Here is a 17537-nt window from a genome sequence, read left to right as displayed (position 1 = left end):
AGATTCTCGTCATTCTCTGGCCTTTCCTCGAAGAATGTCATGGCGTTCGGCGAATACCCGAGGACCGGCCCGCACGATGAAAGTGAATAGCGGGTAATTTTCCGCGTCCTATTCCAGCCACAGCACGGACGGCGGTGGCACAGGCGACACATGCCGCAGGATCGCGTACCCGATCCCTGACGTCCCCACCATGAGGCTGTTGCTCGCCGCATACTTGCTCGGCGACGTCTCGTCGTAGCGTTCGAGCACAAAGTCGAACAGGTCGACGAAGCCAGCCGTCACGCGAGCCGCGAGGTCGCGGTCCCCCAGCCGCTCGGCTGCGAGACCGAGCACCTCGAGGTTGGCGAGGTCGCCGTGGCAGTACGTGACGTTGTGGCCGAACGAGCGCTCTACGGTGGTGGCCACGAGCTCGCGGACGACGGCACCGTCGAGGGCGCCCTCGTCGAGGTGGGGCTCAGCCAGGAGGAGCCCGAGGAGGATCCCGGTGGAGCCGTGGCACCAGGCGAAGGACTGCGCGTCGGAGACCGAGCTCCGGTGCCATCTCCCGTCGTGCGGGTCGCGCATGCTCAGCAGCTGTTCGAGGAGACCTGCGGCGGTGGCCTGCACCCGTCGGTCTCCCGTGAGCGCACCGAGCTCCGCGACGAACGGCACCATGCCCGCGAGCCCGTGCCCGAAGCCGCTGTAGATCCCGGCCTCAGGAACGCCCCTGCCGAGGACGTGCGGGCTCGCCTGCGCGATCCGCTCGTAGGCACGGACCGCGTGCTCCACAGACGTGTCGCGCTGCGCGGTCGTGTCCGCGGAGCGGGAGAGGCTCAGGCAGGTCGCCAGCGCACCGGTCGCTCCGGCGATGAAGTCGAAGCTCGGGTCTCGGTCGATGGCGTCGACGAGCAGCGGCAGCGCGTCGTACGTGGCGTCGACGACGTCCTGCGCTGCGAGCAACCGGCCGCCGACCGCGGTCGCGTGGAATGCTCCGGCAAGACCGGTCATCCCGCCGAGGGTGATCGCCGAGCTGTCCATGACACCCGGCCGCAGCTGCTGCGAGAGCCTGCCGAGCACGCTGTGCGCGGCTGTGGCCGTGCGCTCCTCGCCGGTGGCTGCCGAGAGCGCGGCGAGATAGAGACCGATGCCGGGGATCCCCCCGTAGAGGTCGTAGCCGAGCGTGCCTGGTACCCACTGGCTGTGGTCGGAGGTGGTGACGAGCGGGGCGAGCCACGTCGAGGGCTGGATGCCCGACGAGCTCTCGACCATGGTCTCCTCGAGCCGGTCGCCGAGGCGTCGGGCCTCGGCGAGCATCCGTGCGCGGGGCACGTCGACCGGCTGGGCCCCCGGCTCGGGGAAGGAGAAGCCGGTGGGGTCGCTGGACCGCGGGAGGCGGTGGACGAACGTCATGGCGACGAGCCGCACCTGGTCCGCGGCGTCGTGCTCCGTCAGCGCGTCGAGCTTCTCCAGCACCGACTCGAGGGGGCTGCGACGGAAGCCGGGGCCGGTCGGTGCGTCGCGCGAGTCGACGAGCCGGCGACCTCCCGCGTCGTACTGGAAGTACGGGACGTCACCGTTGCACAGGTCGAGGACCTCGGACCGGACGATCCCGTCGTCGAGGTCTTGCCGACGCAGCCCTACCCGGTGCATGAGGACCCAGAGGTCTTCGTCGCGCACCATGAAGTCCGGGTGGGTGCCCATCCGGAGCAGCTGGGCGTAGAACATCGTGGGGTTGTGGACGTACCGGGCCCTGACCTCGGAGAACGTCGAACGGAGCAGGTCGCACACCTCGACCTTGTGGCCGAGCACCCAGTCGAAGAGCCGACGGAGGCCTGCCTGGATCGACGTGCGGTCGGCGATCACGGTCTCCGGCTCGCCGTCCTGCGCGTTCTCGTTGCCCGTGTCCGCGACCTGCCCGTCGAAGCGGATCCTCATGTCGTCGCGTCCGACGTCGACGAGGGCGAAGCCCTTGAACGGCGACGCCTGACCGCGCCGGAACCCCACCCCGCCGACGTCGATCCCGACGTCCTCGCGCCCCCGCTTGATGACCATGGGAAGGATCCCGATAGAGCACACCGACGCGTCGAGCTGCGCCGCCGCGACCTGCGCGGCGGACCCTTCGGCGTACCCCGCGTCGACAACGAGCTGAGGACGCAAGAGCGTCTCGAGGTCGACCACGACAGGGCGCCCGTCGACGGTGAGGAGGTTCTCGTGGTGGATGTCCCACCCGTTGAGGAGGTAGAGGATTCCGGTGAGCGCGCCGATCTCCTCGTAGTACCGACGACGGTCGGGGACGTGCTCCGCGTGCTCGACGAACTCTGCCCACCCGAACTCGTGCGCGACGTACGTCCGGATGGTCAGCAGGTCGATGCCGGCACGGGCACGGAGCTCGTGCACGAGAGTGTTGAACGCTGCCTCGATCTTCATCGACCGTGGCTTGTAGACGAGCCGGGCACCAGGGCCGAAGGTGAGGATCGCGACGGACCGGCCGTCGCGGTGGGTGTCGCCGCTGTTCGTCGAGACGCTCGTGACGAGCCCGTCCCCCACGGTCTCCGGGAACGTCTCAGCGAGCGCACCGAGATGGTCTTGGGTGTGGCACAGCACCTCGAGGACGAAGTCGAGGTGCCGCTGGGTCCGCTCGTGCAGCAGCCGGAAGAGCACCGGGTACCGCAGGCGCAGGTCCGCCCGCCCGTCGTCCGAGCTGATCCGGCGGAGGAAGTCGGCGTAGCGGTCCTCGGACGTCGCCCCGTGGAGCAGCCCCTCGTCCCGCTGCCGGTGCAGCTCCGTGACGACTGTCCGCACCCCGAGGGCAGCGCACATCTGCGCGACCGCGACGACGCTGGCGGCGGTGACGTCGTGGGAGCTGCTCAGGAGCGGGAGGCGAGCGATCTCGGCCCGGAACGTCTCGACGAGCGGAGCGACCTCGTGGAGAAAGTACGCACCGAGGTGGACGTGGTCGGCGACGACCTCCGTGTCCAACGGCTCCATGGTGGCGTCTGGACTGCTCTGGTGCGTGGCGCTCGGGGGCGTATCGCTCGGGTGTGCGGCGTCGTCCCGGTCGTCGTCCTGCTCGCGCCAGAGGACGTGCGCGTCCTCGACGAGCTGTTCGTACTCGCCGTCGTCGGCGATCTCTGGGAAGAGCTCCCGCCAGCGTGCCACGTCGTCGATCGTGTGCATCTTCGCCTCCTCGAGCGTTCGTCCCCTCCCGACCGTGACCGGTCGCCGGGAGCCCCGGGACCGGCCACGGCGTCGAGCAGGCCTAGCAGTTGCTCTGGCACTCCTGCGTCACGGTGCAGAAGTTGCCCCCGTTGCCCAGGACCCAGCTGACCCCGTAGCAGGCGAGGCTGGTGATGGTGGTGCCCCAGCCCTGGCCTCCGCTCTGGTCTTCGAGGTTCTGGTCGATGATCTCGTCGAGGACGGAGACGCTGGGATCGGATGTCCGGTTGCTCTTCATGTGAATTCCTCTCGTCAGCACACTGAATTGTTTCCAGCACCACCTCAGCACTGGCTGCATGCACTCTCGATCAGCATCGTCGACGAGCCGGCCGGTCTCGCCCCCTGTGACCGCAGTAATAGACCCTACGGGCAAAAGACCGTCGTGCATATGCCGTCCGGGCGTTGATCGCACGGGAGGTAAAGGCAGCACTATCGACCTACAATGCATTGAACGCGGGTATTTCAAATCACACCTTCTGCTACACCTGCGGAATTGAATGAAATATGACATACCTTCAGACACCGCGTGCGGGCGCCGGCCGACGAGCTCCTCGTTCGCGGCGACAGCCCCTGCGGCTAGCCTGGGTGCCATGCGCCTCACCACCTGGAACATCAACTCGATCCGTGCTCGCGCCGAGCGCGCCGTGGCCTTCCTCGAACGGAGCGAGACGGACGTGCTCGCACTCCAGGAGACCAAGTGCAAGGACGCTCAGTTCCCCTTCGAGGTGTTCGAGGCCGCGGGCTACGAGGTCGCGCACTTCGGTCTGAGCCAGTGGAACGGGGTGGCGATCATCAGCCGGGTAGGGCTCGAGGACGTCGAGACGGGGTTCCCCGACCAGCCCCACTTCGGTGAGGAGCCGGCTCTCGAGGCGCGCGCCCTCGCCGCGACGTGCGGTGGCGTGCGGGTGTGGAGCCTGTACGTACCGAACGGGCGTGCGCTCGACAACCCTCACTACCCGTACAAGCTCGACTGGTTGTCGACGCTGCGCGAGAACGCACAGGGCTGGGTGACCGCGGACCCTGCAGCCAAGGTCGCGCTCGTGGGCGACTGGAACGTGGCCCCGCAGGACACCGACGTGTGGGACCTCGAGGTGTTCAAGGACTCCACGCACGTGAGCCAGCCGGAGCGAGACGCGTTCGCTGCGTTCGAGACGGCAGGCTTCACGGAGGTGACACGCGTGCACGTCCCTGAAGACCGCAAGTACACGTACTGGGACTACCAGCAGCTCCGGTTCCCGAAGAACCAGGGCATGCGGATCGACTTCGCCTACACCTCCCCGGCACTGACGCCCCTGGTCACGGCGGTCGAGATCGACCGGAACGAGCGCAAGGGCAAGGGCGCGTCCGACCACGTCCCTGTCATCCTCGACATCGCCGTCTGAGCCTGGCGGGCCACCCAGCAGACGGGCGGCGGACAGCCGGACGCGGCCCGCACGGTCCTCACGACCTGAAGACCTACCAAGCGGTAGGTATCTGGTCTACGATCGGACGAGAGCAGCCACGTCCTTTCGTTCGACGACCCGAGGAAGTGCACCATGCCCAGCTCCGACCACACCGACGACGCCACCGGGCCCGCTGCGGTCTTCGACGTCGAGCAAGCTCTCGCCCTGCTCTCCCTCGAGGAGAAGGCATCGCTGACCTCAGGCCGTGACTTCTGGACCACCACGCCGATCGAGCGTGCTGGCGTCCCGTCGATCATGGTCACCGACGGACCCCACGGGCTGCGCAAGCCGGTCGCCTCCGCGGACAACCCCGGGATCGGCGACAGCGTCCCCGCCACCTGCTTCCCCACAGCGGTCGCCCTCGCCTCCACGTGGGACACCGGGCTCCTGCACCGTGTAGGCGAGGCTCTCGGCAAGGAGACCCGCGCCAACGACGTCTCCGTCCTGCTCGGCCCCGGCATCAACATCAAGCGGTCCCCCCTGTGCGGGCGCAACTTCGAGTACTTCTCCGAGGACCCCGTCGTCTCGGGCGACCTGGCTGCCGCGCTCGTCCAGGGCATCCAGAGCCAAGGAGTCGGCACCTCGCTCAAGCACTTCGCGGTGAACAACCAGGAGACGGACCGCATGCGCGTGTCCGCGGACGTCGACGAGCGCACGCTCCGCGAGATCTACCTCGCGGGGTTCGAGCGCGTCGTGACCCAGGCCGCGCCCTGGACCGTCATGTGCTCCTACAACAAGATCAACGGCACGTACGCGTCCGAGAACCGTCGGCTGCTCACTGACGTGCTGCGCGACGAGTGGGGCTTCGACGGCGTCGTCGTGTCCGACTGGGGCGCCGTGAGCAACCGTGCGACTGCCCTCGCCGCTGGTCTCGACCTCGAGATGCCCTCCTCGGGGGACGTCACCGACGCCGCGGTCGTCGCAGCCGTCCGCGCCGGGGATCTCGACGAAGCAGTCCTCGACGCGGCCGTCCGTCGGCTCCTGACGCTCGTGCAGCGTGCCCAGCCGGCTGCCCAGAGCACAAGCACCTACGACGCGGCCGCGCACCACGCCCTCGCCCGCGAGGCCGCCGCCGACGCTGCCGTGCTCCTGAAGAACGACGCGGTCCCGTCCCTCGTCGCAGACCAGCCCGACGCTCCGATCCTGCCCCTGCGCGCCGACGACGCCTCCGGCATCGCCGTCCTCGGGGAGTTCGCCCGCACCCCCCGCTACCAGGGCGCCGGCTCCTCGCAGGTCCACCCCACGCGCCTCGACGCACCGCTCGACGCCGTCCGCGCGATCGCCGGCGCGGACATCCCGTTCGCGCCGGCGTTCGTGACCGACGCCGACCCGGACGAGGCGCGCGACCGAGCGCTCCTCGAGGAGGCTGTGGAGATCGCACGCACCGCGCAGACGGTCCTGCTCTTCCTCGGCCTGCCCGCCTCCTACGAGTCCGAGGGCTTCGACCGTCAGCACCTCGACCTCCCCGCCGAGCAGCTCGCCGTCCTGCGTGCGGTGGCCGCGGTCAACCCACGCATCGTGGTCGTCGTCGCCAACGGGGCCGCGGTGACGGTCGCCGGGTGGGAGCAGGACGCACCCGCGATCCTCGAGGCGTGGCTCGGCGGCCAGGCTGGTGGCAGCGCCGTCGCCGACCTGCTGTTCGGGGCCCGCACACCGTCGGGACGGCTCACCGAGACCATCCCGCTGCGCCTCGAGGACACCCCCGCGTTCGGGTCGTTCCCCGGAGAGCTCGGGCACGTCCGCTACGGCGAAGGCACCCTCGTCGGCTACCGCTACTACGACACCAAGGACGTCGCGGTCTCCTACCCGTTCGGCCACGGGCTCTCCTACACGACCTTCGACTACTCGACCCCGACCGCCACGGTCTCAGGGACAGGGACCGACGCGACCGTCCACGTCACCGTGACCGTCACGAACACCGGACCGGTCGCCGGTGCCGAGGTCGTCCAGGTCTACGTGGGCGACCCGCGCTCCCAGGTCCAGCGTCCGGTCCGCGAGCTCAAGGCGTTCACCAAGACGACCCTGCAGCCGGGCGAGCCTCAGGAGCTGCAGCTCGAGCTCGGTGCGCGCGACCTGTCCTACTGGCACACGACGCTCGACCGGTGGGTGCTCGAGGGCGGCGAGTTCGTCGTCTCGGTCGGGTCGTCCTCCCGTGACCTCCGTGGCGCCGTGAGCATCGACGTCGTCGGCGAGAGCCTCGCGGGGACGCTCACGCACTCCTCGACGTTCGCCGAGTGGATCGACCACCCCGTCGGTGGTCCGCTCATGCGCGCCGAGCTGGCGCGGCCCGAGACGAGCGGCGCCGACGCCGACGGCGCCCTCACGCTCGACGACGCGTCGATGCAGATGATCGACGACATGCCCGCACGCGTCATCGCCGGGTTCGACGGGATGCTCTTCGACCGCGAGGCGCTCGACCGTCTCGTCGCTGCAGCCGCTGCGCACGCGTGACGGGAGCGCTCAGCCGAGGAGGACGCTGAGGTAGCCCCGCAGGACGGCAGCCATGTCGACCTGCGGGCCCTCGCCCTCGCGCTCCAGGAGCCACTGCACCTGCAACCCGTCCATCAGTGCGACGACCGTCCGCGCACCGTCGCCGGGCGACGTCCCTGCACGCAGCCGCCCCGCGGCGGAGCGCTGCTCGAGCTCACCCGTCAGCTCGCTCACGAGATCGGCGTAGCGCCGCCGGAAGTACGCGTGCGCAGGGTGCTGAGCCGACGTGGCCTCGGCAGAGAGCGTGCAGAACAGCTCGACGATCCGCGGCCGCGCGGCGTTGCGCTCCGCGACCCGGGCGAGCGCCTCGAAGAAGTCCATCCCCGTCGCGCGGTCCGCCTCGATCGCGGCGCCGTCAACCTCGTCGCGGTGCGCCAGGACAGCCGCGAGGAGCGACTCCTTCGTCGGGAAGTGGTGGAGCAGCCCCGGGTGGGAGACGCCGGCGCGAGCCGCGATCTCACGCAACGACGCCGACCGGTAGCCGAGCTCGCCGAACAGTGCCGTGGCTGCGTCGAGGATCACCTCGCGCGTGGCGCGACCCTTCGCGTAGCCCCCTGAGCGAGGCGCTCGGCCGTCGGGCGCGGGCTTGCTGGACACCCTCGTACCTCCCGTCGTGCCTGGTAGACCGGGCGCCACCCGGCCGGGCGCTGGCTGCCCGGTCGACTCTATCCCTGACGGCCGTGCACCCGTGCGCCCTCGGTAGGGTGTGCCCATGACCACTGTGGGTTCGTCAGGGCCGCAGTACCGCGCCTCGCCATACCCGCAGCCCCCCGGGAGCCCACCGAGCGGGCCCTTCGCACCCGCGCATCCTCCGGCCTCCGGCCCGGGAGCCCGCAACGGGCTGGCCGTCGCGGCCGCCGCCGTGCCCGTGGCGTCGCCGGTCGTCGGCGGGATGCTCGGCATGGTCCTGGGGGCCGTCGCCCTCCACCAGCTCCGCCGTGCACGACGAGCCGGCGTGCCGCAGCGCGGGAGAGCCCTCGCCCTCACGGGGATCGTCCTCGGCGCCCTCGTCACCGCCGCCTGGGTCGCCGCGACCTGGTACGTCGTGTGGGCGGTGCAGCTGAGCGACCGCGGCGAGGCGAACGCTGATCCCGCAGACGTCGCCGCGCCCGTGGAGATCCTCTTCGTCGACGTCAACCCTGGGCACTGCCTCGACCTTCCGCCCTTCGGTGCGGCTCGGGTGACGGTCATGCCGTGCGACCTCCCGCACGACGCCGAGCTGGTCGCGATGATCCCCGTCCAGCTCGGCCCCGACGGCACCTACCCCGGCCTCGGCTCGATGCGACGCGAAGGCAGCGCCCTGTGCGTCGCGACGCTCGCCGCCCTGCCGACGACGTCCGCCAGCCTCTTCGAGCCGTTCGCCCTCGCTCCGCCCGAAGACGTGTGGAACGACGACCACCACGAGGTCTGGTGCTTCGCGACGTCCCGGCACGGACCCGTCACCGGGCGGATCGCCGACGACGACGTCGCGCTCGCCAGGTGACCCGCCCCCGGTACTAGTCTTGGACGCATCCTGGCTGGTCCGTGCTCCGACGGACACCGATCGACGACGGACTCAGATCAAAGGTGGCAGCGACCGTGAGCTCAGTACCCCCACCCCCACCCGGACCGTCTGACGAGCACCCCGCCCCGGCGGCCGCGCTGCCGCCAGTTCCGCCTCCGCCCATGCCGTCTCCCACACCCTCTCCCACGCCTCCTGCCACGGTGCCGCGTGCTCCGTCGCAGCCCGGTTACGACCCGTCGACCTTCCACGCACCCGCATGGGACGGCCAGGCAGGTGGACCGTCGTGGGGCGCACAGCCCGCGCCGGAGCGGCGTTCGCGAGCGCTCCTCGTCGGTCTCTCCGGGGTCGTCGTGCTCGCCGTCGTCGCGGTCGGTGCGTACCTGGCGTTCTTCGCGGACCGGAGCGTGGACCTGCTCGACGCAGAGGTCGGCGAGAGCGTCGAGGCGTACGCCCAGCAGGTTGTCGTGGGGAACTGCATCGAGTCGCTCCCGAGCGACGGTGCGGTGGGCTCCGTCACGGTCGTGCCGTGCGACGAAGCCCACCAGTCACAGGTGATCGGTGCACGGAAGTACTCGACCAGCACCGACTTCCCGGGCACCGACGAGGTCACCTCGGCGACAGCCGAGAAGTGCACCACAGGGGCGATCGACGCGCCCGACGTCGACCTCTCGGCCATCACGCTCAGCGTGTGGGCACCGACCGAGGACTCGTGGAGCGAGGGCGACCGCCAGGGCCTGTGCATCGCGAGCGTCCCGGACACCCTGGACACGAGCCTTCTCGACTGACGGGCGCGCCCTCGCTCAGGCCGGCGAGACCGGCAGGTAGACGCGGGAGCCGTTCTCCTCGAACTGCTTCGACTTCTCGGCCATGCCGGCCTCGATGGCGTCGACCGTCGTCAGGCCGTTCGCCTCCGCATAGGCGCGGACGTCCGCGGAGATCCGCATCGAGCAGAATTTCGGGCCGCACATCGAGCAGAAGTGCGCCGTCTTGGCTGGTTCCGCCGGGAGCGTCTCGTCGTGGAAGGCCCGCGCGGTGTCCGGGTCGAGGGACAGCGCGAACTGGTCGTGCCAGCGGAACTCGAACCGCGCCCGGGACAGCGCGTCGTCGCGTTCCTGCGCACGCGGGTGCTCCTTGGCGAGGTCGGCGGCGTGCGCCGCGATCTTGTACGTGATGACGCCCGTCTTGACGTCGTCCCGGTCGGGGAGGCCCAGGTGCTCCTTGGGCGTGACGTAGCAGAGCATCGCGGTGCCGGCCTGCGCGATCATCGCTGCGCCGATGGCCGACGTGATGTGGTCGTACGCCGGTGCGATGTCGGTGGCGAGCGGGCCGAGCGTGTAGAAGGGCGCCTCCTCGCAGAGCTCCTCCTCGAGCCGGACGTTCTCGACGATCTTGTGCATGGGCACGTGGCCCGGTCCTTCGATCATCACCTGGACGCCGTGGGACTTGGCGATCGTCGTCAGCTCGCCGAGGGTCCGGAGCTCCGCGAACTGGGCCGCGTCGTTGGCGTCCGCGATGGAGCCGGGGCGCAGACCGTCACCGAGCGAGAACGTCACGTCGTAGCTGCGCAGGATGTCGCAGAGCTCGCTGAAGTGCGTGTAGAGGAACGACTCCCGGTGGTGCGCGAGGCACCACGCCGCCATGATCGCGCCGCCGCGCGAGACGATCCCGGTGACGCGCTGCGCCGTGAGCGGGATGTACCGCAGGAGGACGCCCGCGTGCACGGTCACATAGTCGACGCCCTGCTCGCACTGCTCGATGACGGTGTCGCGGTAGACCTCCCAGGTGAGCGCCGCGGGGTCGCCCTTGACCTTCTCGAGGGCCTGGTAGATCGGCACCGTCCCCACGGGGATGGGCGAGTTCCGCAGGATCCACTCGCGCGTCTCGTGGATGTCCTTGCCGGTCGAGAGGTCCATGAGGGTGTCGGCGCCCCAGCGGGCGGCCCACACCATCTTCTCGACCTCTTCCTCGATGCTCGACGTCACCGCGGAGTTGCCGATGTTCGCGTTGATCTTCACGGCGAACGCCTTGCCGATGATCATCGGCTCGACCTCGGGGTGGTTCCGGTTCGCGGGGATGACGGCCCGACCGCGGGCGACCTCCGAGCGGACGAGCTCGACATCCACGCCCTCGCGGGCGGCGACGAACCGCATCTCGTCGGTGACGATGCCTGCCTTCGCCCACGCGAGCTGGGTGCTCACGCCCTCCGCGGGAGCCGGCCGGGTCCATGCGTGCCGCGGCTGGGGCAGGCCCGCGAGGAGATCGATCGGCGGCGCGTCGGGAGAGTCGTCTGTGTACGGGCCCGACGTGTCGTAGAGGTCGAGGTGCTCGCCGTTGCTGAGGTTCACGCGGCGGAGCGGGACGGTCAGACCAGGAGCGCCGGGGACCTCCGCGTAGTGCTTGGAGGAGCCGGCGATGGGCCCGGTGGTCACCGTGCGGTGTTCTGCAGATGGTGCTGAGGACGCGCGTGCGTCGTCGACGATGTTCATCGATCATTCTCCCTACGTCGGCATGACCCGAACAGGTTCGAACGGTCGGTGGCGCGTGAGCCACCCTCTCAGCTCGTTGCTACGAGCTCCCGTGGGTATGTGGTTGTGCAGCCAGGCTACCTCACGATCCCCGTCGGCAAACCGTGACAAACCTCTCGATGTGCGGCGTGTCCGCAGGATCGCTGCCAGCGCCGGGTCCTACGGTCGTCTCGAGGCACGACGACGTGTCTCGACACGGCTCGCAGGGGAGAAGAGATGAAGCACAGACGCTTGGTCGCAGCACTGACGGTCGTCCTCGTAGCGTCCTCGGTCGCGACAGCATCGAGCGCCGCCGCTGCCGGGTGCACGGTCACGACATCGAGGTCGTCGACGTGGACCAAGGTGGAGGCGCGCTCCGGATGCCTCAACGTGCAGGCACGCATCGACAAGTACGTCTCCGGGTCGGGGATCCGCACCACCCTCGGCTACCAGGGCCCCACGCTCTCGGTCGCGGTCGACTACTCCGGCGTCTGGTCGGGCGCCTACTACCGCACCCGCAGCACGGCCGGCACGTGGACGGGCTGGATCTCGTTCTGACGGCGGGGGCGCTGGGCGCTCGATGCCTGCGGCCCCCGTCGTCGATCGTCGGTCGTCGGCTCAGTCGACCGTGAGCGTGAGGTGGGCGGCCTCGCCCGTGGGCTCGGGCCCAGGTGCGGGGCGGTCCACCACCACGGTGGAGCCGTCGATCACGTCGCCCGAGAGGATCGACCGAGCCAGCTTGTCCCCGATCTCGCGCTGGACGAGGCGACGCAGCGGGCGGGCACCGTACGCCGGGTCGAACCCTTCGATCGCGAGCCACTCGCGCGCCGACGGCGTCACCTCGAGCGAGATCCGACGACCGGTCAGCCGGCCTGCCAGCTCCCGGACCTGGATGTCGACGATCCGACCCAGCTCGTCGAGGCCCAGCGCGTCGAAGAGCACGACCTCGTCGAGCCGGTTGAGGAACTCCGGCTTGAAGGCTTCGCGGACCGTCGACATGACGGCGGCCCGCCTCGCCGCCTCGTCGAGCAACGGGTCGACGAGAAACTGCGCCCCGAGGTTCGACGTGAGGACGAGGATGACGTTGCGGAAGTCGACCGTGCGGCCCTGGCCGTCCGTGAGACGTCCGTCGTCGAGCACCTGGAGGAGGATGTCGAAGACCTCCGGGTGCGCCTTCTCCACCTCGTCGAGGAGCAGGACCGAGTACGGCCGACGGCGGACGGCCTCCGTCAGCTGGCCGCCCTCCTCGTAGCCGACGTACCCGGGAGGGGCACCGACGAGCCGCGCGACGCTGTGCTTCTCGGAGTACTCCGACATGTCGATGCGCACCATGGCGTGCTCGTCGTCGAAGAGGAAGTCTGCGAGCGCCTTCGCGAGCTCGGTCTTACCGACGCCCGTCGGGCCGAGAAAGAGGAACGAGCCCGTGGGGCGGTCGGGGTCGGACACTCCTGCTCGGGCGCGCCGGACTGCGTCCGAGACGACGGAGACCGCGGTCTTCTGACCGATGAGCCGCTGCCCGATGGCGTCTTCCATGGAGAGGAGCTTTTCGCTCTCGCCCTGCAGGAGCCGTCCGGCCGGGATACCGGTCCAGGCGGCGACGACCTCGGCGATCTCGTCCGCGTCGACCCGGTCGCCGACGAGCCGCGGCGGGCGCCCTTCGGCGGAGGACTCGGCGTCCTCGACGCGCTCGGCGCGCTCCGCGTCGGCGAGCTCGCGCTCGAGCGAGGGGAGGTCTCCGTAGCGGATGCGCGAGGCGGTCTCGAGGTCGCCTTCCCGTTCGGCTCGCTCCTGCTGGGACTGGAGCTCGTCCTTCTTCTTGCGCAGCTCACCGACCCTGTTGAAGCCGCCCTTCTCGGACTCCCACCGGGCGTTGAGCGCGGCGAGCTCTTCGCGGCGGTCGGCGAGGGTGGCCTGCAGCTCGGTGAGGCGCTGCTTCGACCCGTCGTCGTCGGACTTGTCGAGCGCGAGCTCTTCCATCTCGAGGCGTGTCACTGCACGGCGGAGCGTGTCGATCTCGACCGGGGAGGAGTCCATCTCCATGCGCAGGCGGGACGCGGCCTCGTCGACGAGGTCGATGGCCTTGTCCGGGAGCTGGCGCCCGGTGATGTAGCGGTCGGAGAGCGTCGCGGCGGCGACGAGCGCGGCGTCCGAGATGGTGACGCGGTGGTGGGCCTCGTAGCGGGACGTGAGTCCGCGCAGGATGGCGATGGTGTCCTCGACGGACGGTTCGCCGACGTAGACCTGCTGGAACCGACGCTCGAGGGCGGGGTCCTTCTCGATCCGCTCGCGGTACTCGTCGAGCGTGGTCGCTCCGACGAGCCGCAGCTCGCCGCGCGCGAGCATGGGCTTGAGCATGTTCCCGGCATCCATCGATCCGTCGCCGCTACCGCCCGCGCCGACGACGGTGTGCAGCTCGTCGATGAAGGTGACGACCTCGCCGTCGGATCCTTTGATCTCTTCGAGGACGGCCTTGAGCCGCTCTTCGAAGTCGCCGCGGTACTTCGCGCCCGCGACCATCGCTGCGAGGTCGAGGGAGATGAGCCGCTTGCCCTTGAGCGAGTCGGGGACGTCGCCGTCCACGATCCGCTGGGCGAGCCCTTCGACGACGGCCGTCTTGCCGACGCCGGGCTCTCCGATGAGGACGGGGTTGTTCTTGGTCCGGCGGGAGAGGACCTGCACGACCCTGCGGATCTCTGCGTCACGCCCGATGACCGGGTCGAGCTTGCCGTCCCTCGCTGCCTCGGTGAGGTCGACGCCGTACTGGGCGAGCGCCTTGTACGTGCCCTCGGGGTTCGGCGAGGTGACGCGCTTGTCGCCGCGGACGACGGGGATCGCGGTGGCGAGCGCGTCGCGCGTGACTCCGGCGCGCCGCAGGATGTCGGCAGCGGACGACGGGGCTGCGGCGACGCCGAGGAGGAGGTGCTCGGTCGAGAGGTACTCGTCGTCGAGCGTGGCAGCCTCGGTGCGCGCGCGCTGGAGCACCGACGACAGGGCGGCGGAGACGGTCGGCTTGGTGACCGCTGTGCCGCTCACGGTGGGGAGCGCGACGAGGGCGCGGCGGACGTCGGCCCCCACCGCCTGGGCATCGGCCCCGATCTCGGCGAGCAGACCCGGGGTGGTGCCTTCCGACTGGGCCACGAGGGCGGCGAGCAGGTGGAGTGGTTCGACCTGCGGGTTGCCTGCGGCCGTGGCCGTCTGGATCGCATCGCCGAGGGCGGCCTGGGAGAGGGTCGTCAGATTTCCGTCCATCGAATCTCCATGTGTCTTTCTGTGAGCTGCGACTGGTTCTAAAGTTGAGCGTAGTCCACTCAACCCGAGTTCTCCACCGCGAAGGTGTCGCCTTTCTCCAGGTTCGCCCTGGGGAGAACTCCCCCGTCACCTGCGATCTGCTGACAGTCGCCGCGCGGCCGTGGCACAGTTCGTCGAGGAAGAGCGAGGCCCACGAGGGCACGCCTCCTGACCGCGCCGAGGGAGAACCGCCCGCATGAGCAGAAGACGACTTGCACTAGCCGCAGGAGCCGCGCTCGTCGTCGCTGCGATCACCGGATGCGGGAAGGTCACCGCCGAGGTCGTCGTGCAGGACGACGCCTCCTACGACATCACCTTCTACATGCTCGGCGACGACGCGGAGATCGCGACGACCGGCGCCACCCCGGACCAGATGGCCGAGACGCTCGTCTCGACCCTCGAGAGCACTCCCGGCACGGACGACTGGACGTTCACCACCTACTCCGCCGACGGCTTCTCCGGCGTCGAGGCGGTCGGCACAGGCATCGCCGGCGACGAGGCGACGATGTTCGGCACCGGGCTCTTCGAGTCGGACGACGAGACGGTCACCTTCGACTTCCAGTACCCGATGACCCTCGTCGTGGAGGGCTCCGGCCTCACCGAAGAGCAGGGCGCTGCCGTCACCATCAACATGGTCGTCGACTTCCCCGGCACGGTCCTCGAGCACAACGGTGCGCTCATCGACGACCACACCATCGAGTGGACCGCCACGGGTGATGACGACCTCGACTTCACCGCGACCTCCGCGACGTCGACCGCCGACCCCAGCACGACGACCGAGCCCGCTGAGGAAGAGATCACCGAGCCCGCCGACGACGCGAGCGACGAGGTCGCCGCAGCAGACGAGGACTCTTCTGACAGCGACGCGGACGAGGACGGCGTCAACTGGCTCCTGTGGATCTCCGCCACGGTGGCCGTCCTCGCCATCGGTGCCCTCGTGGCGTGGTTCGTCGTGCGCGGCCGCGGGCCACGAGACCCCAGCGGACCGGGTGCGCCTGGACACCCCGGAGCACAGCAGCCGTGGGGACCGTACCAACCCCCTGCCTGAGAGCCCGCCGGCCCAGCACGCCCAGCACGACGAGGAGACGCACCGTGAACGATGACCAGCAGCCCGACGAGGCGCACGGCGGCGGACCGCAGAGCGACGGGTGGCACCCCGACGTCCTCGGCGACGGCTGGGTCGCACGGACGCTCGACCTCGAGCCGGACGCCGAGGGCGAGGTCGTGGCGACGCTGGTCCGGCGGGCCGGCACACCCGGCGCACGGCGGGCGGTGCTCTACGTGCACGGTTTCGTCGACTACTTCTTCCAGACCCACCTCGCGGAGCAGGTCGCCGCTCACGGCTACGACTTCTACGCGCTCGACCTCCGCAAGTATGGTCGCTCGCTCCGCGACCACCAGACGCCCAACTACGTGCCAGAGCTGGCCGACTACGCGGAGGAGCTCGACCGCTCCGCCCAGATCATCCGCACCGACGAGGGCCACACCGAGCTCGTGGTGCTCGGGCACTCGACCGGAGGCCTCGTCACGAGCCTGTGGGCGGACGCGCGCAACCGCACCGCTGAGCACCCCGTCGTCGACGCGCTCGTCCTCAACAGCCCGTGGTTCGACCTCAACGAGAGCTGGTTCCACCGGGTCGTCGCGACCCGGGTCATCGACCTCCTGGGACCGCTGGCGCCGATGGCGGTCGTCGGTCGCCTCCAGCCGCACTACGGGAGAGCCCTGCACACGGGCACCGGAGGAGAGTGGGACTACGACCTCGCATGGAAGCCGCTCGACGGCTTCCCTGTGCGCGCCGGATGGCTCCGCGCGATCCGTCGAGGACACGCCCGCGTCGCCCGCGGGCTCGCGATCACCTGCCCGGTCCTCGTCCTGACATCAGCCGAGTCCGGGAGCGCGAAGACGTTCCACGACGCTCTCGACACGACGGACAGCGTGCTCGACGTCGAGCAGACCAGGGCACGCGCCCAGGGCTTGGGGACCGATGTCACCGTCGTGCGGATCTACGGCGGGGCCCACGACCTGACGCTGTCCCCGGAGCCTGCCCGGTCGGCCTTCTTCGCGGAGATGTTCGCCTGGCTGGCGAACCGTCAGGCGTAGCCGAACACCTGCGTCCAGGCGTCGACCTCGACACCGACACCGATCGCGACGAACGAGCAGTTGAGGATGTTGGCGCGGTGCCCGGGGCTGTTCATCCACCCGTCCATCACGGCCGCAGCGGAGCGGTACCCCTTGGCGACGTTCTCGCCTCCGTACGAGCTGTACCCCGTCGCGGCCGCTCGGTCAGACGGGGTCCGTCCGTCCAGGCTCGTGTGAGACATGTAGTCGTTCGCGTACATGTCCTCGCTGTGCAGCTGCGCACCAGAGGTGAGCTGGGAGTCCAGACGGAGCTCGGAGCACCCGTTCTCGACACGCTGGACGTTCACGAGCCGCAGGACCTCGGCGCCTTCGGTGCTCAGGCCGTTGCTCGTGCTCGTGCTCGGAGCAGTCGTCGGCGTCTCGGCGGGAGCCGCGACGGACGGCGTGGTCGCCTCAGGTTCGGGCTCAGCGCTCGGGGGCGCGGCAGCCTCGGTCTCCACCTCAGGTTCTGGCTCCGGCTCGGGCTCAGGTTCCACGGTCGGTGCGGCAGCCTCGGGCTCGGGGGTCTCCGAGGGGACGGCCGTCGGCTCGGCCGCATCGCCCGCGGCCACGAAGGCTCCGGAGTCTCGGACCGCGAAGGGGTTGAGACGCCGGGCGAGCCCGTCCGTGCGCAGGGCACCGCTCCGGGACGCTGCTGCTGCTGCGCGGGCCTCGAGGTCGTCGTCGGACGCGGCCTCAGCCGTCACCGCGCCGCCGTCACCCAGGAGACCTCCGACGACGGGGATGCGAACTTCACCGCTCGCGACACGGGCCGGGAGCGCACGCCACTCGTCCCTCGTCTCAGGACCGACGACGAGGACGGCGACCGTCAACGCGATCGCCAGGCCGAACACTCCGGCGGCGACGCTGCGCACGAGAAGCATCCACGCCGGCCAGAGACGACGGCCGACATCGTCGAACAGCTTCGTCATTCCGGGCTCCTTCGCGCGACGATCGGGTGAGCTGGCCACCAGAGTACCTGCCGACCGCGACCAA

Annotated in this window: 13 protein-coding genes and 1 riboswitch; of the genes, 7 read left to right on the top strand and 6 right to left on the bottom strand. The window is 70.0% G+C overall.

Annotated features, from left to right (window positions below; all coding sequences use genetic code 11):
* Positions 1–108: 108 nt before the first annotated feature.
* Both lanM and ATL42_RS16505 read right to left on the bottom strand, forming a co-directional pair.
* Positions 109–3156 (bottom strand): type 2 lanthipeptide synthetase LanM, encoded by a 3048-nt coding sequence (gene lanM, locus ATL42_RS14600; protein ID WP_098455979.1) that lies wholly within the window; start codon positions 3154–3156, stop codon positions 109–111.
* Between the two features lie 82 nt (positions 3157–3238).
* Positions 3239–3433: a plantaricin C family lantibiotic gene (locus tag ATL42_RS16505; protein ID WP_169925446.1), complete on the bottom strand. Its 195-nt coding sequence runs from the start codon at positions 3431–3433 to the stop codon at positions 3239–3241.
* Positions 3434–3785: 352 nt separating this feature from the next.
* On the opposite strand from ATL42_RS16505, the gene ATL42_RS14590 reads away from it, so the two are divergent.
* On the top strand, positions 3786–4577 hold the full coding sequence (locus ATL42_RS14590) for an exodeoxyribonuclease III (RefSeq protein ID WP_098455978.1): 792 nt from the start codon (positions 3786–3788) through the stop codon (positions 4575–4577).
* Positions 4578–4730: 153 nt separating this feature from the next.
* Positions 4731–7088, top strand: coding sequence for a glycoside hydrolase family 3 C-terminal domain-containing protein (locus ATL42_RS14585; RefSeq protein ID WP_098455977.1), 2358 nt, complete (start codon positions 4731–4733; stop codon positions 7086–7088).
* 9 nt (positions 7089–7097) lie between these two features.
* Here ATL42_RS14585 and ATL42_RS14580 read toward each other — a convergent pair whose 3' ends face one another.
* Positions 7098–7724 (bottom strand): TetR/AcrR family transcriptional regulator, encoded by a 627-nt coding sequence (locus ATL42_RS14580; protein WP_245862596.1) that lies wholly within the window; start codon positions 7722–7724, stop codon positions 7098–7100.
* A 115-nt stretch (positions 7725–7839) separates the two neighbouring features.
* On the opposite strand from ATL42_RS14580, the gene ATL42_RS14575 reads away from it, so the two are divergent.
* Together ATL42_RS14575 and ATL42_RS14570 are read left to right on the top strand one after the other, a co-directional pair.
* The gene (locus tag ATL42_RS14575; protein ID WP_143556781.1) at positions 7840–8610 is read left to right on the top strand and encodes a DUF4190 domain-containing protein; all 771 of its coding nucleotides are present in this window, start codon (positions 7840–7842) and stop codon (positions 8608–8610) included.
* Between the two features lie 182 nt (positions 8611–8792).
* A complete protein-coding gene (locus tag ATL42_RS14570) occupies positions 8793–9416 on the top strand; it encodes a septum formation family protein (protein WP_098455974.1) in 624 nt (207 codons plus the stop codon).
* A 15-nt stretch (positions 9417–9431) separates the two neighbouring features.
* Here the strand turns inward: ATL42_RS14570 and thiC are convergent, their stop codons facing one another.
* A complete protein-coding gene (gene thiC / locus ATL42_RS14565; protein ID WP_098455973.1) occupies positions 9432–11117 on the bottom strand; it encodes a phosphomethylpyrimidine synthase ThiC in 1686 nt (561 codons plus the stop codon).
* A riboswitch (TPP riboswitch) is annotated at positions 11110–11220 on the bottom strand. (Overlaps the previous gene by 8 nt.)
* A gap of 152 nt (positions 11221–11372) precedes the next feature.
* On the opposite strand from thiC, the gene ATL42_RS14560 reads away from it, so the two are divergent.
* Positions 11373–11693: a hypothetical protein gene (locus ATL42_RS14560; RefSeq protein WP_098455972.1), complete on the top strand. Its 321-nt coding sequence runs from the start codon at positions 11373–11375 to the stop codon at positions 11691–11693.
* A 60-nt stretch (positions 11694–11753) separates the two neighbouring features.
* Here the strand turns inward: ATL42_RS14560 and clpB are convergent, their stop codons facing one another.
* Positions 11754–14384 (bottom strand): ATP-dependent chaperone ClpB, encoded by a 2631-nt coding sequence (gene clpB, locus ATL42_RS14555; RefSeq protein WP_098455971.1) that lies wholly within the window; start codon positions 14382–14384, stop codon positions 11754–11756.
* Between the two features lie 235 nt (positions 14385–14619).
* Here clpB and ATL42_RS14550 point away from each other — a divergent pair, with 235 nt between their 5' ends.
* Entirely contained in the window at positions 14620–15471 is an 852-nt protein-coding gene (locus ATL42_RS14550; protein ID WP_098455970.1) for an LppM family (lipo)protein, read from the top strand.
* Positions 15472–15515: 44 nt separating this feature from the next.
* Positions 15516–16523, top strand: a complete 1008-nt coding sequence (locus ATL42_RS14545; RefSeq protein WP_098455969.1) for an alpha/beta hydrolase — start codon at positions 15516–15518, stop codon at positions 16521–16523.
* On the opposite strand, the gene ATL42_RS14540 is transcribed toward ATL42_RS14545, so the two are convergent.
* Positions 16514–17473 (bottom strand): CAP domain-containing protein, encoded by a 960-nt coding sequence (locus ATL42_RS14540; RefSeq protein ID WP_098455968.1) that lies wholly within the window; start codon positions 17471–17473, stop codon positions 16514–16516. The two genes, ATL42_RS14545 and ATL42_RS14540, sit on opposite strands and share 10 nt — an antisense overlap.
* Between the last annotated feature and the right edge of the window lie 64 nt (positions 17474–17537).

Origin of the sequence: Sanguibacter antarcticus (genome assembly GCF_002564005.1) — a bacterium.
GTDB classification, from domain to species: domain Bacteria; phylum Actinomycetota; class Actinomycetes; order Actinomycetales; family Cellulomonadaceae; genus Sanguibacter; species Sanguibacter antarcticus.
The sequence above is the reverse complement of the archived record's forward strand: the minus strand, read 5'-3'. Positions and strand labels throughout refer to the sequence as shown.

Coding starts and splice junctions, on each gene's coding strand:
- ATL42_RS14570 (WP_098455974.1), top strand. CDS start 8,793: ATGCCGTCTCCCACACCCTCTCCCACGCCTCCTGCCACGGTGCCGCGT.
- ATL42_RS14590 (WP_098455978.1), top strand. CDS start 3,786: ATGCGCCTCACCACCTGGAACATCAACTCGATCCGTGCTCGCGCCGAG.
- ATL42_RS14560 (WP_098455972.1), top strand. CDS start 11,373: ATGAAGCACAGACGCTTGGTCGCAGCACTGACGGTCGTCCTCGTAGCG.
- ATL42_RS16505 (WP_169925446.1), bottom strand. CDS start 3,433: ATGAAGAGCAACCGGACATCCGATCCCAGCGTCTCCGTCCTCGACGAG.
- ATL42_RS14540 (WP_098455968.1), bottom strand. CDS start 17,473: ATGACGAAGCTGTTCGACGATGTCGGCCGTCGTCTCTGGCCGGCGTGG.
- lanM (WP_098455979.1), bottom strand. CDS start 3,156: ATGCACACGATCGACGACGTGGCACGCTGGCGGGAGCTCTTCCCAGAG.
- ATL42_RS14550 (WP_098455970.1), top strand. CDS start 14,620: ATGAGCAGAAGACGACTTGCACTAGCCGCAGGAGCCGCGCTCGTCGTC.
- ATL42_RS14585 (WP_098455977.1), top strand. CDS start 4,731: ATGCCCAGCTCCGACCACACCGACGACGCCACCGGGCCCGCTGCGGTC.
- clpB (WP_098455971.1), bottom strand. CDS start 14,384: ATGGACGGAAATCTGACGACCCTCTCCCAGGCCGCCCTCGGCGATGCG.
- ATL42_RS14575 (WP_143556781.1), top strand. CDS start 7,840: ATGACCACTGTGGGTTCGTCAGGGCCGCAGTACCGCGCCTCGCCATAC.
- thiC (WP_098455973.1), bottom strand. CDS start 11,117: ATGAACATCGTCGACGACGCACGCGCGTCCTCAGCACCATCTGCAGAA.